This is a genomic window from Janthinobacterium sp. SUN120 (assembly GCF_030397735.1).
Taxonomy (GTDB): Bacteria; Pseudomonadota; Gammaproteobacteria; order Burkholderiales; family Burkholderiaceae_D; genus Janthinobacterium; species Janthinobacterium kumbetense.
Genome location: NZ_JAPUBW010000002.1, coordinates 1,349,467 through 1,362,982, shown reverse-complemented (window position 1 = coordinate 1,362,982; position 13,516 = coordinate 1,349,467). Strand labels below are relative to the sequence as shown.

Genomic DNA, 13,516 nt, shown 5'->3' with positions numbered 1-13,516 from the left:
TACCGGAGCAGAAGGCGCGCACGATGTGCGCAATCGAACAGTGTCGCGGCCATGGCGGCCGCGCACAGGATGCAGCAGGTTGGGCAGGGCTGGTATCAGCGTATGGTACCCGCCCGCAGCGGAGAGGCTCCGCACGGTAGTGCCGTGTCGCAGTGTACGGCATGGCGGCCCCCTGCCGCCATGGACTTTTTGTTGCGTGCTTTTATTTACTGAGCAGACGCATGCCCCGTTCCAGCCCGTCGATCGACAGGGGGAACATGCGGTTGTTCATCAACTGCCGCATCACCCCGATCGACTGGCGGTATTGCCACAATCCCTCCGATTCGGGATTGAGCCAGATGAATTTCGGGAACGCCTGGGTAAAGCGGGCCAGCCACGCCGATCCCGCTTCCTCGTTGTTGTATTCGACGCTGCCGCCCGGCTGCAGGATTTCATAGGGGCTCATGGTGGCGTCGCCGACGAAAATCAGCTTGGTGTCGGGCGGGTACTTGCGCAGCACGTCCCAGGTGGGGAAACGCTCGGCGTTGCGGCGCCGGTTGTTCTTCCACAGGTAGTCGTAGACGCAGTTATGGAAGTAAAAGAACTCCATGTTCTTGAATTCCGTCTTCGCCGCCGAGAACAGTTCCTCGGTGCGCTCGATATGGTCGTCCATGCTGCCACCCACGTCGAGCAACATCAGCACCTTGATGCGGTTCTTGCGCTCGGGCCGCATTTTGATATCCAGATAGCCGGCGTTATTGGCTGTGGCGGCGATGGTGGCGTCGAGCGCCAGTTCATCTTCCGCGCCTTCGCGCGCGAACTTGCGCAGGCGGCGCAAGGCCACCTTGATGTTGCGCGTGCCCAGTTCGCGCTCGCCGTCGTAATCCTTGTAGCTGCGCGCCTCCCACACTTTCACCGCCGTGCGGTTGCCGCCCTTGCCGCCGATGCGGATGCCTTCCGGGTTCGTGCCGCCATTGCCGAACGGCGACGTGCCGCCCGTGCCGATCCACTTGCTGCCGCCCTCGTGGCGTTCCTTCTGCTCCTTCAGCAGCTCGTTCAGACGGTCCATCAGCTTGTCGTAGCCGAATTTCTCCAGCTGCGCCTTCTGTTCCTCGGACAGCTCGCGCTGCATGCGCTTGAGCAACCAGTCGAGGGGAATCGCCGCATTCGTGTCGAAGGCCGCGTTGACGCCCTTGAAGTACTGTGCAAACGCGCGGTCGAACTTGTCGAAATGGGCTTCGTCCTTGACCAGGGTCAAGCGCGCCAGATAGTAAAAATCGTCCATCGAGGCGTCGATGACGTTCTTTTGCAGCGCTTCGAGCAGGGTCAAAAATTCCTTGATCGAGACGGGAATCTTCGCATCCTTGAGCGTGAAGAAGAAATCGATCAGCATGGCGCTTCCTCTGTCCTGGCGTCGCCTGCGCGAGGCAGTGCGGTGATCGGGCGCTGCGCCAGCTTGTAGCGCAGATGGGCGGCGATTTCCGGCCACTCGCCGCGCGTGATGCTGTACATGACCGTGTCGCGCACGGTGCCGTCGCGGCGCAGCGCATGGTGGCGCAGCACGCCATCCTTTTTCGCGCCCAGGCGTTCGATGGCCGCCTGCGAAGCATGGTTGAAATTGTCGGTGCGCAGGCCCACCAGCGCGCAGCCCAGCGTGTCGAAGGCGTGCGCCAGCAGCAGCAATTTGCAGGTGGTGTTGACGTGGCTGCGCTGGCAGCGCTTCGCATACCAGGTGTAGCCGATTTCCAGGCGTCCGATGGCTGGCACCACGTCGTGGTAGCTGGTGGTGCCGAGCACCTCGCCGCTGGCCACGTCGATGACGGCAAAGGCGAAGCGCGAAGGGCGCATCTCGATGCCCTTGAAAATGTACTGGTCCACCTGGTCCGGTTCGGGCACGGAGGTGACGCGCAGGTTCCACAGTTCGCCATCCATGGCCGCGGCGCGCAAGCCGGGCGCGTGGTGCGGCGCCAGCGCTTCGAGGCGGATGCCGTGCAGTTCCAGGGGGACGAAGACCTTGTCCGGGCTGATGTCGTTCACCGGCGCTCCTTAGCGGTTGGTGCGCGACATGAACATCAGGCGCTCGAACAGGTGCACGTCCTGTTCGTTTTTCAACAGCGCGCCGTGCAGCGGCGGCACGACGGCCTTGTTGTCCTTGCTGCGCAAGGCTTCGGCCGGGATGTCTTCGGCCAGCAGGAGCTTGAGCCAGTCGAGGAATTCCGACGTTGACGGTTTTTTCTTCAGGCCCGGCACGTCGCGCACTTCATAGAAGGTTTGCAGCGCCTGCGCCAGCAATTCCTGTTTCAGGTGCGGGTAGTGGACGGCGACGATCTGCTCCATCGTGTCCTTGTCCGGGAATTTGATGTAATGGAAGAAGCAGCGGCGCAGGAAGGCGTCCGGCAATTCCTTCTCGTTGTTCGAGGTGATGATGACGAGCGGACGGTGGCGCGCCGTGACCATTTCGCGCGTCTCATACACATAGAATTCCATGCGGTCCAGTTCGCGCAACAGGTCGTTCGGGAATTCGATGTCGGCTTTGTCGATTTCATCGATCAACAGCACCACCGGTTCGGGCGCCGTGAACGCCTGCCACAGCACGCCCTTGACGATGTAGTTCTGGATGTCGCGCACGCGCTCGTCGCCCAGCTGCGAGTCGCGCAGGCGCGAGACGGCGTCGTATTCGTACAGGCCCTGCTGCGCCTTGGTGGTCGATTTGATATGCCATTGCATCAGCGGCATGTTCAGCGCGGCGGCCACTTCCTCGGCCAGCATGGTCTTGCCCGTGCCCGGTTCGCCCTTGATCAGCAGCGGGCGTTGCAGGGTCAGCGCCGCATTCACGGCCAGTTTCAGGTCGGCGGTGGCGACATAGCTGTCGGAACCTTCGAAGCGTTGGCCTTGCTGGGTGTGCTGTGCTTGCATGAGCGGTCTGCCAAAGTAGGGAAATGGTGAGTATAAACAGAACTGTGGCGCACTGCCACGCGGACGGCCTGTGCCTGCCTGCCTACAATGCGGGTTTTATAGGTGGACTTGCAAGAATATCTTGGCTAGAATCGGCAGGCAGCAGATTAATTGTCAACCTTAATTGTCAACACATAAAATCAATAAAAACCAGCTCTGGCGTTTCTCCGATTACCTTTGTTCACATTGCCACTATGAAAAAAATATTTGCACTTCTCGTGCTTGCCGGCATAGCAAATGCCGTCACAGCGGCTGACATTGTAGGAAACGCCAAGGCAGCCACTGCCAAGGTGGAAATGTGTATCGGCTGCCATGGCATCCCCGGTTACAAGGCAACCTTCCCCGAAGTGTTCCAGGTGCCGATGATCGGCGGCCAGCCGGCAAAATATATCGAGAATGTGCTGCAAGCCTACAAGAAGGGCGATCGCAAGCACCCGAGCATGAAGGGCATCGCCAGCAGCCTGTCGGACCAGGATATCGCCGATGTCGCCGCGTATTATGCGCAACAAGCCAAGCCGAACTGAGGACCAGCCAGATGATGAAAACACTACTCGCCGCCCTCGTTTGGGCCACCGTCTCGTTTTCCGCCAGCGCCGCCGGCAATATCAATACGGGCAAGGCCCTGGCCGAAAAATACAGCTGCGCCACCTGCCATGGCAAGGATTACGGTTCGCCCATCGACCCGTCCTATCCGAAATTGGCGGGTCAGCACAAGGATTACCTGGAACACGCCTTGACGGCGTATAAACGGGGCGACAAGGCCAATGGCCGCAATAACGCCATCATGACGGGCCAGGTGAAACCGCTGAGCAACCAGGACATCAAGGACCTGGCCGCCTACCTGCACAGCCTGCCGACCACCCTGGTCATTCACCGCTGAGCGGTATCGCAGGGGTTATTAGTTGTTCTGACATCTGACAAAACCGTAGCGAGCGGAAGGGAGAGGCGGCCGAGACGCGGAACTGTGCTGAAGCACAGTGAGCATCGCAGGTTGCCTATACCGACGCGCAGTAGGTTTGGTTAGGTGTTCTTCAGCCCCACCCGGCGCGCCAGCTTGTGCAGATTGCTGGCGTCCAGCCCCAGCTGGCGCGCGGCAGCGGCCCAGTTATCCTGATGTAGCACCAGCGCTTGCCGGATGGCCTGGCGCTGGCTCGCTTCCACGATCTGATGCATGGACAGCAGCGGCGCTGCTGGCGCTCCGCACGCGGCCGGCGCAGGCAGCGACGCGTTCGCACCGGCTGGCGCCTCCAGCGCATCGAGGTCGAGCATATCCGTTTCCAAGGTCACGATGTCCTTGCGGTCCGCGCCGCGGATCACGGCTTTCAGCGCGGCCCGGCTGATCACATGTTCCAGTTCGCGCACGTTGCCCGGCCAGCGGTAGTGGCACAGGGCGTTTTCCGCCGCGGCGGACAGGCGCAGGCTGCGCAAGCCCAGGCGCGCGCGGTTGAGCTCAAGAAAACCACCGGCCAGCAGCAGCACGTCATTGCCCCGCTCGCGCAGCGGTGGAATCGGCACGGGATACACGGACAAGCGGTGATACAGGTCGGCGCGGAACGAGCCGTCGCGCACATGTTCGCGCAGGCTGCGGTTGGTGGCGGCGATCACGCGCACGTTGACGCGGCGCGGCCGGTCCGCGCCCAGGCGCTGGATTTCGCCATTTTGCAAGGTGCGCAGCAGCTTGGCCTGTATCGACAGCGGCAACTCCCCCACTTCATCGAGAAACAGGGTGCCCCCTTCGGCCGCCTCGAAACGCCCGGGCCGGTCGCTGACGGCGCCGGAAAACGCGCCGCGTACATGGCCGAACAATTCGCTCTCGGCCAGGGACTCGGGCAAGGCCGCGCAATTGACATGGATCAAGGGCTTGCCTGCGCGGCGCGACAGCCGGTGCAGGCGGTGTGCGCACAATTCCTTGCCGACGCCCGTCTCTCCCAGCAGCAGCACGGGTAGTTCGGAATCGGCGACCACTTGCAATTCGTGCAGCAAGTGCATGATGGCGCTGCTTTGGCCGACGAAATCGTGTTCCTCGCGCGGCGCTTGCGCATCGGCCAGCATGGCGCCGCCCGACAGGCGCAGGGCGCGGATTTCCGTTTCCAGGCGGGTCACGCGCACGGCCGCCTCGATGGCGCAAGCCAGTTCACTGAGGTCGCGCTGCGCCTGTCCATTGAAGGTGCCTACCTGCAGGGCGTCGAGCGTGATCACACCCCAGCGTTCGCCCTCCAGGTCCAGCGCCATGCCCATACAATCGTGCACGGGCAGCGGTTCGCCGGCCCGCTCGGCGATCAGGCCATCGTAGGGATCGGGTAGGGAGCTGTCGTGATGGAAGCACAGCACGCCGCGCCGTTGCAGGATGGCGGCCAGACGCGGATGGTCGGCGACGGCGAAGCGACGCCCCAGCGCGTCGCTAGCCAGGCCGGCCATCGCCACGGGGCGCAAGTGCTCGCCATCGAGCTTGAGCAAGGCCACGGCTTCGCAGCCGAAGTGCGCGCGCAGGCTGCCGACCAGGCGCTGCAGTCGCACTGCCACGGGCAGGTCGGCGACCAGGTCGGTGAGCAGCAGCAGGTGGATGGCAGTGGTGGTCATAAGTACCATGCAGGGTACAACGAACCACGGCAAACAAGGGTCATTACGACCCTGTGTTTTTCAAATCGTTGATTTAAAACAAGTTTTTCCTGGCACACGGTTTGCCTAGGTATGAGTGCCAAACCGGCATACAAGACCAAGGAAAGCTTGATGAAAACGACTCCCTCCCTCCGCGCCATTGCCGCCGCCGTCTGTGTCCTGGCCATGCCCCTGTCCGTGCAGGCCCAGGCGAGCCTGCCTGCCAGCGCTGCCGCCACTGCCGCCAAACCTGCCGCCGCCGCGGTCAAGCGCTATGAACTGCAAACCAATATCGTCGACGGCAAGATGGTATTCATCGACGCCAAGGGCCAGGTCACCCCCGTGCTGGCGGCCAAGGTGGGGGAAACGGTCGAACTCGTGCTGAAAAGCGGCGAAGGCGCCGAACACGACCTGCTGATCCCCGAGCTGAACGTGGCTTCAAGCAAATTCAGCGCCAATAGCGGCAGCACCACCGTGCGCTTCAAGGTCACGCGCGCCGGTACGTTCACCTATTACTGCTCGATTCCCGGCCACCGCCAGATCGGCATGGAAGGCAAGCTGGTCGTGAGCGGCACTTCGCTGGCCGAAGCGGGAGCGCCGAAGGCTGCCGGCGCCGGCAGCGCGGCCAGCGAATCGAGCCAGGCCGCCGCGCTGGCCCTGTACACGCCCGCGCCATCGCCGATGCGCGGCCCCGACCCATCGGCTGTCAGCGTGGCGGCCAATCCTGCCTCCGTGCCCACCGCCATCGGCGCGCGCGCGCCGCAAACCCTGAAGTACCGCATGGAGACGGTGGAATTGCCAGGCAAGCTCGATGACGGCACCAGTTTTACGTATTGGACTTTCAACCGGCAGGTACCCGGTCCGATGCTGCGCGCGAAAGTGGGCGACACGGTCGAACTGACTCTGTTCAATGCCAAGGACAGCAAGATGATCCACTCGATCGACCTGCACGCCGTGACGGGCGGCCATGGCGGCGGACAGCACACGCAGGTAGCGCCGGGACAGGAAAAAACGGTCACCTTCAAGGCGCTCAATCCGGGCCTGTATGTGTACCACTGCGCCACCCCCCTGGTGCCGCAGCATATCGCCGCCGGCATGTACGGCATGATCCTGGTCGAACCGGAAGGCGGCCTGTCGAAGGTGGATCGAGAGTATTACGTGATGCAGGGCGAGATGTACACGGGCCGTCCGCACGGCGCGCCCGTGCACCAGGAACCGAACCTGGAAAAAATGGCCAATGAGCTGCCCGACTACTACGTCTTCAATGGCGAAGTGGGCGCCTTGAGCAAGACGCACAAATTGCAGGCGAAAGTCGGCGAGACGGTACGCATCTATTTCGGCGTCGGCGGCCCGAACAAGATTTCGTCGTTCCACATCATCGGCGAGATCTTCGACAAGGTGTACAGCGAAGGCTCGATCAGCAGCCCGAAACACGACGTGCAAACCACCCTGGTGGCACCGGGCGGCGCGACCATCGTCGAACTCAAGGTACAGCACCCCGGCAGCTACCTGCTGGTCGACCATGCGCTGTCGCGCGCCGGCAAGGGCGCCGTGGGCGTGCTGGAAGTGACGGGCGAACCCGTACCCGGCGTCTACCACGCAGGCGCGGTGCAATAAATCTACCTATTCATCCTCAAGGAACTGTTATGGAAATGATCGAGCTATCCCTGGGCCAGCTGGCCCGCCGCATCCCTGGCGCCACGCGCCTGTTCGATGCGCACCGCCTGGATTTTTGCTGCGGCGGCAACAAGACCCTGCGCGCAGCAGCCGAAGCGGCCGGCGTGGATGCGGCACCCATCGTCGAGGAATTGCGGCTGCTGGCAGGGCGCGCAGATACCAGCGGCGAGCGTGACTGGCAGGAAGCCTCGGCCACCGAGCTGGTGGAGCACCTGCTGGCGCGGTACCACGCCGTGCACCGCGAGCAGTTGCCCGAGCTGATACGCCTGGCACGCAAGGTCGAGCAGGTGCATGGCGACCGCGCCGACTGTCCGCACGGGCTGGCGGAACACCTGTCGGCCATGGCGCAGGAGCTGGAAAGCCATATGCGCAAGGAAGAAGACGTGCTGTTCCCGATGATCGTGCGCGGCCAGGGCCCGCGTGCCGGCGCGCCCATCAACGTCATGCGCATGGAACATGACGACCATGGCGTGGCCTTGCGCGCCATGGAGGCAATGACGAACGATATCACCGCCCCTGGCGGCGCCTGTACCACCTGGCGCGCGCTGTACACGGGCTTGCGCACCTTCCGTGCAGACCTGATGGCGCACATCCATACTGAAAACAATATCCTGTTCGAGCGCTTTGCGCCGGCCGCGGTGCACTGACAAAGGAATGACCCATGGGTCCGTACAAAAAACTCTGGTTCACCCTGATCGGTGTGCTGATCGTGACGTTTTCGCTGCTCGGCTACTACGGCACGGAAGTCTACCGGCAGGCGCCGCCCATCCCCGCGCAAGTGCTGGCGCAGGATGGCCGGCAACTGTTCGACCGCGAGGGCATCCTCGACGGCCAGACGGCCTGGCAATCCGTCGGCGGCATGCAGCTCGGTTCGATCTGGGGCCACGGCGCCTACCAGGCGCCCGACTGGACGGCCGACTGGCTGCACCGCGAATTGACGGCCTGGCTGGAACTGGCCGCGCAAGAGCAGCATGGCAAGGCCTACGCGGCGCTCGATGGCCCTGCGCAGGCGGCGCTGCGCGAAGCGCTCAGGCTGGAATACCGCGGCAACCGGGTCGATGAGGCGCAGGTGCTGCGCCTGTCGCCGCGCCGCGTGCAAGCCATCGCCAGCACGGCGCACTATTACGACCAGCTGTTCTCCGACGCGCCTGCGCTGCACGCCAGCCGCGAGCATTTCGCCATGAAGGAAAACACCTTGCCCAGCGCCGAGCGGCGCGCACAGATGACGCAGTTCTTCTTTTGGACGGCATGGGCCGCCGCCACCGAGCGTCCTGGCCAGAAAGTGACCTATACGAACAACTGGCCGCATGAACCGCTGATCGGCAACCAGCCCAGCGGCGAAAACCTCGTCTGGTCGGTCGCCAGCGTGGTGGTGCTGCTGGCCGGCGTGGGCTTCCTCGTCTGGGGCTGGGCCTTCCTGCGCGACCACGACGAAGCGCTGCCGGCGGCCGGTCCGCGCGATCCGCTCACCACTTTCGCCCTGACGCCTTCGCAGCGGGGATTGGGAAAATACCTGTTCCTGGTGGTGGCCCTGTTCATCTTCCAGGTCTTCATCGGCGGCTTCACGGCGCACTACACGGTGGAGGGACAGCAGTTCTACGGCATCGACGTGTCGCGCTGGTTCCCGTATGCGCTCACGCGCACCTGGCATATCCAGGCCGCGCTGTTCTGGATCGCCACGGGCTTCCTGGCCGCCGGCCTGTTCCTGGCGCCCCTGATCAATGGCGGCAAGGATCCCAGGTGGCAGCGCCTGGGCGTCGACGTGCTGTTCTGGGCCCTGGTGCTGGTGGTCGTCGGTTCGTTTATCGGCAATTACCTGGCCATCGCGCAAGTGATGCCGCCCGAGTGGAATTTCTGGCTCGGCCACCAGGGGTATGAATATGTGGACCTGGGGCGCTTGTGGCAGATCGGCAAATTCGTCGGAATCCTGCTGTGGCTGGTGCTGATGTTGCGCGGCGTCATACCGGCCCTGTGCCAGAAGGGCGGCGACAAGAACTTGCTGGCGCTCTTGACCGCATCCGTGGGCGCCATCGGCCTGTTCTATGGCGCCGGCCTGTTCTACGGCGAACGCACGCATTTATCGGTGATGGAATACTGGCGCTGGTGGGTGGTGCACCTGTGGGTGGAAGGCTTCTTTGAAGTGTTCGCCACCACGGCGCTGGCCTTCATCTTCTCGACCCTAGGCCTGGTTTCGGTGCGCATGGCCACGACGGCCAGCCTGGCGTCGGCCTCGCTGTTCATGCTGGGCGGGATTCCCGGCACTTTCCACCACCTGTACTTTGCCGGCACCACCACACCCGTGATGGCCATCGGCGCGAGTTTCAGCGCGCTGGAAGTGGTGCCGCTGATCGTGCTGGGACATGAAGCGTGGGAAAACTGGCGCCTGAAGGAACGCGCGCCATGGATGGAAAACCTGCGTTGGCCCATGATGTGCTTTGTCGCCGTCGCCTTCTGGAACATGCTGGGTGCGGGCGTGCTGGGCTTCATGATCAATCCGCCCGTCGCGCTGTACTACATCCAGGGCTTGAACACGACCCCCGTGCATGCGCATGCGGCGCTGTTCGGCGTGTACGGCTTCCTGGCACTGGGCTTTACCTTGCTGGTGCTGCGCTATCTGCGGCCCGACTACCGTTTCAGCCCTGCGTTGATGAAGACGGCGTTCTGGGGCTTGAACGCGGGCCTGGTGCTGATGATCTTTACCAGCCTGCTGCCGATTGGCATCATCCAGTTCCACGCCAGCGTGACGGAAGGCCTGTGGTATGCGCGCAGCGAAGCGTTCATGCAGCAGCCGCTGTTGCAGAACCTGCGTTGGATACGCACCTTTGGCGACGTGGTCTTCATCGTCGGCGCCATCGCCATGGCGTTGCAGGTGGTGCTGGGATTGCGGGACAAAGGGCCGGCACAGGTCTTGCCTCAGCGCATGAAGGAGGCAGTAAAACCGATGTGAGGTAGTACTGGTACAACACCTGGCAAAAACGTAGCGAGCGGCAGCGATTTGTGGCTAAGAAGCGCAACCGTACTCTATTACGGTGAGCATCGCAGGCCGCAAAGCGCGACGCGCAGCAGGTTTTGACAGGTGTTCCTACCGGCGGCGGACGCAGTCGATATAGGCGTCCGTGTCCGGCGGCAAGCCCGAGCGCTGCGATGCCCAGATCATCTGGCCCAGGCATTCCATCACTTCGTGCTGGGCGGCATGGGCCGAATCGAGGCGCTGGGTGAGCTGCTGGACGGCCGGGCGGATGCCGCGCGGCTGGTCCACCTGCACCTGTTCCGTGATCGAGAGATGCATGGACAGGTGCAGGAAAGGATTGGCTTGTCCCCCTTCGACGGAATAGTCGCGCGCCAGCGCCGCCTCGACGTCGGAGAGCTCGTTTTCATACTCGGGGTGTTCGAGGATCCAGTCGAGCGCAATGGCTTCCATCGGCGTGAGGATTTCATGGGCGCGGTGCTTGCGCAATGTTTCGCAAAAGAAACGGCGCACATCGTCGGAAGAGGGGTTGAACATGGCTGAAGGACTATGGCTAAAGGGCAGCCGGCATTGTACCGCGTACATAAATAAAGGGCATCGAGGATGCCCTTTTTGCCGTCTGGCGGCCGCATGCATGACCCGATAGTCACCGTCATTTAATACCCTGCAGTAAGTATTATCCACTACCGCCACGGCCCGGCGGCGCCAAATAACGGTGATAAAATCGCCGCTCTTGATATTTGCACTGGACATGACGGCGATTTCATTGCCGGTTTTTCAGCCGACAACGAGGTCCGCGCTGTCCATTGCCCGCACCTTTGCCACCAGATCATGCTCTTGGGATATCCCTGAGCGCGGCAGCATGCCTATCACCATCGACATTGACCTGTCCGACCGCCCTGGCGTTCCGGCTGGCTGGCTGTTTTTCATTCAATACGGCGATGGTGCCGCCACGGTGGCGCGCAAGAATCATCCTTCAGTATTCATAAACGGAGTTACGTATGCGTAAATCGCTATTACTTTTGATGTCGTGCCTGATCCTGGCGGCATGTGACAAGACCCCTCCGGCCTCGTCCGAAAAACCGGTCGACGTGCTGCTGATCGGCGCCGGTACCATGAGCGCCACCCTGGGCAGCATGCTCAAGGAACTCGATCCGTCGCTGACGATGGAAATGGTCGAGCGCCTCGATTCCGTGGCCGCCGAAAGCTCGGATGCGATGAACAACGCAGGCACGGGCCACTCGGCGTTTGCTGAACTGAACTACACGCCCGAAGCGGCCGATGGCAGCATCGAGACCAAGAAAGCCGTTGCCATCAACGAGCAATTCGAAATTTCCAAGCAATTCTGGGCTTATCAGGTCGCCAACAAGCACCTGGGCGCGCCGCAAACCTTCATCAATAACGTGCCGCACATGGCCTTTGTGTGGGGCGATGACAATATTGCCTTTTTGAAGAAGCGCTACGCCGCGCTGCAAAAGGAAAACCTGTTCAAGGGCATGCTGTTCTCGGAAGACCAGGCGCAGATCGAGCAATGGGCGCCGCTGGTCATGCAAGGCCGCGACAAGGGCCAGAAAGTGGCCGCGACGCGCATGGAAATCGGTACCGACGTCAATTTCGGCAACCTCACGCGCGGCCTGGTCAAGTACCTGACGGACAGCCACGGCATGGTCCTGCACCTGCGCCACCAGGTGGAAAACATCCAGCGCGGCGCCGATGGCGTATGGAACGTGACGGTGAAAGACTTGAACGCCGGCAAGGAAAAGACCATGCGCGCCAAGTTCGTCTTCATCGGCGCCGGCGGCGGTTCGCTGCCGCTGCTGGAAAAATCGGGCATTCCTGAAGCCAAGGGCTACGGCGGCGTGCCGGTGGGCGGCCAATGGCTGGTCACCACCAATCCGGAACTGGTGGCGGCGCATGCGGCCAAGGTCTACGGCAAGGCGTCCGTCGGTTCGCCGCCGATGTCCGTGCCGCACCTGGACACGCGCATCATCGACGGCAAGAAAGCCTTGCTGTTTGGCCCGTTTGCCACCTTCTCGACCAAGTTCCTGAAAAACGGTTCGTGGATCGACTTGCCTGCCTCGATCGGCACTGGCAATGTGAAACCCATGCTGCAAGCCGGTTACGACAATATTCCGCTGACGAAATACCTGGTCGAACAGGTCATGAACACGCCGGAAGATCGCCTGAAGACTTTGCGCGAGTACCTGCCGAACGCCAAGATGGAAGACTGGACCTTGCAAAACGCGGGCCAGCGCGTGCAAATCGTCAAGGATGACCCCGTAAAAGGTGGCTTGCTGCAGTTCGGCACGGAAGTCGTCGGCGCCGCCGATGGCAGCATCGTCGCCCTGCTGGGTGCGTCGCCAGGCGCCTCGACCGCGCCGCCGATCATGATCAAGGTGCTGCAAACGGCTTTCAAGAGCCGCCTGGCAACGCCGGAATGGCAAGCCAAGATGGTGGAAATGGTGCCGTCGTACGGTCAAAAGCTGAACAATGACCCAGCCCTGGCCAACAAGATCCGCCACTACAGCAGCAACATCCTGGGCTTGAAGGCGATCACGCTCGACGTGCCAGCCGCTGCGCCAGCGCCGGCAGCAAACTAAGTCAGCCTTGCCGGCAGGGAAGTTTCCTGCCAGAATGAAAAAAGGGGCAGCCTGTTCAGGCTGCCCCTTTTGCGTGGGAGAGTGCGTTCATTGCGGTGGACTACCCCTTGCCCGGCAAGATCAACTCCGGCGTACACCCTTCGGCGGCAATGCCGTCGCAAGGCTTGGCCAGTGCCGCCCCATCCTGTGCCCGTGGCGCATGGGGCTGGCGCAGGTAGCGCGACGTGTGGCGGTGCGCTTGCTGTGCGTTGCCATGCACGGGCCAGGTCAGGAAGCGGGACAGCTCCTGCAAGGCACGCTGGTAGACATCGCGTTTAAATTCAATGACGACATCGAGCGGGACCCAGTATTCATGCCAGCGCCAGGCGTCGAACTCCGGATGGTCGGTCAGGCGCAGATTGACGTCGTTATCGCGCGCGCACATTCTCAGCAGAAACCAAATCTGCTTCTGGCCACGGTAATGGCCGCGAATCTCGCGCTTGATGAAGTGGTCTGGCACTTCATAGCGCAGCCAGTCGCGGGTGCGGCCGACAATTTTGACGTGTTCCTGTCTGAGTCCGATTTCCTCTTCAAGTTCGCGAAACATGGCTTGTTCCGGTGTTTCGCCATATTTGATACCGCCTTGCGGAAACTGCCATGAGTGCTCGCGCACCCGCTTGCCCCACCACACCTCGTTCTGGGCGTTTAGCAGGATGATGCCGACGTTGGGCCGAAACCCTTCACGGTCGAGCATAATGCA

13 protein-coding genes are annotated in these 13,516 nt (G+C 62.3%); 7 read left to right on the top strand and 6 right to left on the bottom strand.

Translation table 11 applies throughout. From position 1 onward, the window contains the following. Positions 1 to 202: 202 nt before the first annotated feature. The 3 genes from O0879_RS15840 to O0879_RS15830 are packed head-to-tail and all read right to left on the bottom strand — an operon-like array spanning position 203 to position 2,895. Positions 203 to 1,372, bottom strand: coding sequence for a hypothetical protein (locus O0879_RS15840; protein WP_289917335.1), 1,170 nt, complete (start codon positions 1,370 to 1,372; stop codon positions 203 to 205). After that, complete coding sequence (locus tag O0879_RS15835) at positions 1,366 to 2,016, bottom strand: GNAT family protein (RefSeq protein ID WP_289917334.1); 651 nt, start codon at positions 2,014 to 2,016, stop codon at positions 1,366 to 1,368. Before O0879_RS15835 ends, O0879_RS15840 begins: the two co-directional genes overlap by 7 nt. A gap of 9 nt (positions 2,017 to 2,025) precedes the next feature. Beyond that, positions 2,026 to 2,895: a MoxR family ATPase gene (locus tag O0879_RS15830; RefSeq protein WP_034746522.1), complete on the bottom strand. Its 870-nt coding sequence runs from the start codon at positions 2,893 to 2,895 to the stop codon at positions 2,026 to 2,028. Positions 2,896 to 3,128: 233 nt separating this feature from the next. Here O0879_RS15830 and O0879_RS15825 point away from each other — a divergent pair, with 233 nt between their 5' ends. Together O0879_RS15825 and O0879_RS15820 are read left to right on the top strand one after the other, a co-directional pair. Then, positions 3,129 to 3,458, top strand: a complete 330-nt coding sequence (locus O0879_RS15825) for a cytochrome c (protein ID WP_289917886.1) — start codon at positions 3,129 to 3,131, stop codon at positions 3,456 to 3,458. 14 nt (positions 3,459 to 3,472) lie between these two features. Next, entirely contained in the window at positions 3,473 to 3,814 is a 342-nt protein-coding gene (locus O0879_RS15820) for a cytochrome c (protein ID WP_289917884.1), read from the top strand. Between the two features lie 140 nt (positions 3,815 to 3,954). Here O0879_RS15820 and norR read toward each other — a convergent pair whose 3' ends face one another. Continuing rightward, entirely contained in the window at positions 3,955 to 5,514 is a 1,560-nt protein-coding gene (gene norR / locus O0879_RS15815; protein WP_289917330.1) for a nitric oxide reductase transcriptional regulator NorR, read from the bottom strand. A gap of 150 nt (positions 5,515 to 5,664) precedes the next feature. Here norR and nirK point away from each other — a divergent pair, with 150 nt between their 5' ends. From nirK to O0879_RS15800, 3 genes are read left to right on the top strand one after another with little or no spacing between them, the layout of a single operon-like run. Further along, positions 5,665 to 7,149: a copper-containing nitrite reductase gene (gene nirK, locus O0879_RS15810; RefSeq protein ID WP_289917328.1), complete on the top strand. Its 1,485-nt coding sequence runs from the start codon at positions 5,665 to 5,667 to the stop codon at positions 7,147 to 7,149. A 29-nt stretch (positions 7,150 to 7,178) separates the two neighbouring features. Beyond that, positions 7,179 to 7,856, top strand: coding sequence for an iron-sulfur cluster repair protein YtfE (gene ytfE, locus O0879_RS15805; RefSeq protein ID WP_289917327.1), 678 nt, complete (start codon positions 7,179 to 7,181; stop codon positions 7,854 to 7,856). A 14-nt stretch (positions 7,857 to 7,870) separates the two neighbouring features. Beyond that, complete coding sequence (locus O0879_RS15800) at positions 7,871 to 10,156, top strand: nitric-oxide reductase large subunit (protein WP_289917324.1); 2,286 nt, start codon at positions 7,871 to 7,873, stop codon at positions 10,154 to 10,156. A gap of 135 nt (positions 10,157 to 10,291) precedes the next feature. On the opposite strand, the gene O0879_RS15795 is transcribed toward O0879_RS15800, so the two are convergent. Next, positions 10,292 to 10,714 (bottom strand): DUF1841 family protein, encoded by a 423-nt coding sequence (locus O0879_RS15795; RefSeq protein WP_034780276.1) that lies wholly within the window; start codon positions 10,712 to 10,714, stop codon positions 10,292 to 10,294. A 214-nt stretch (positions 10,715 to 10,928) separates the two neighbouring features. Between O0879_RS15795 and O0879_RS15790 the strand changes: the two genes are divergently transcribed. Further along, positions 10,929 to 11,186, top strand: coding sequence for a hypothetical protein (locus tag O0879_RS15790; RefSeq protein ID WP_289917322.1), 258 nt, complete (start codon positions 10,929 to 10,931; stop codon positions 11,184 to 11,186). Continuing rightward, on the top strand, positions 11,179 to 12,777 hold the full coding sequence (mqo, locus tag O0879_RS15785) for a malate dehydrogenase (quinone) (protein ID WP_218965305.1): 1,599 nt from the start codon (positions 11,179 to 11,181) through the stop codon (positions 12,775 to 12,777). Before O0879_RS15790 ends, mqo begins: the two co-directional genes overlap by 8 nt. Before the next feature lie 100 nt (positions 12,778 to 12,877). Here the strand turns inward: mqo and O0879_RS15780 are convergent, their stop codons facing one another. Then, positions 12,878 to 13,510, bottom strand: coding sequence for an RNA pyrophosphohydrolase (locus tag O0879_RS15780; RefSeq protein WP_076566319.1), 633 nt, complete (start codon positions 13,508 to 13,510; stop codon positions 12,878 to 12,880). Positions 13,511 to 13,516 lie beyond the last annotated feature (6 nt).

Bases quoted from the DNA above. Each gene is read 5' to 3' on its own strand.
- O0879_RS15840 (WP_289917335.1), bottom strand. From the start codon at position 1,372: ATGCTGATCGATTTCTTCTTCACGCTCAAGGATGCGAAGATTCCCGTC.
- O0879_RS15830 (WP_034746522.1), bottom strand. From the start codon at position 2,895: ATGCAAGCACAGCACACCCAGCAAGGCCAACGCTTCGAAGGTTCCGAC.
- O0879_RS15825 (WP_289917886.1), top strand. From the start codon at position 3,129: ATGAAAAAAATATTTGCACTTCTCGTGCTTGCCGGCATAGCAAATGCC.
- O0879_RS15820 (WP_289917884.1), top strand. From the start codon at position 3,473: ATGAAAACACTACTCGCCGCCCTCGTTTGGGCCACCGTCTCGTTTTCC.
- norR (WP_289917330.1), bottom strand. From the start codon at position 5,514: ATGACCACCACTGCCATCCACCTGCTGCTGCTCACCGACCTGGTCGCC.
- nirK (WP_289917328.1), top strand. From the start codon at position 5,665: ATGAAAACGACTCCCTCCCTCCGCGCCATTGCCGCCGCCGTCTGTGTC.
- ytfE (WP_289917327.1), top strand. From the start codon at position 7,179: ATGGAAATGATCGAGCTATCCCTGGGCCAGCTGGCCCGCCGCATCCCT.
- O0879_RS15800 (WP_289917324.1), top strand. From the start codon at position 7,871: ATGGGTCCGTACAAAAAACTCTGGTTCACCCTGATCGGTGTGCTGATC.
- O0879_RS15795 (WP_034780276.1), bottom strand. From the start codon at position 10,714: ATGTTCAACCCCTCTTCCGACGATGTGCGCCGTTTCTTTTGCGAAACA.
- O0879_RS15790 (WP_289917322.1), top strand. From the start codon at position 10,929: ATGACGGCGATTTCATTGCCGGTTTTTCAGCCGACAACGAGGTCCGCG.
- mqo (WP_218965305.1), top strand. From the start codon at position 11,179: ATGCGTAAATCGCTATTACTTTTGATGTCGTGCCTGATCCTGGCGGCA.
- O0879_RS15780 (WP_076566319.1), bottom strand. From the start codon at position 13,510: ATGCTCGACCGTGAAGGGTTTCGGCCCAACGTCGGCATCATCCTGCTA.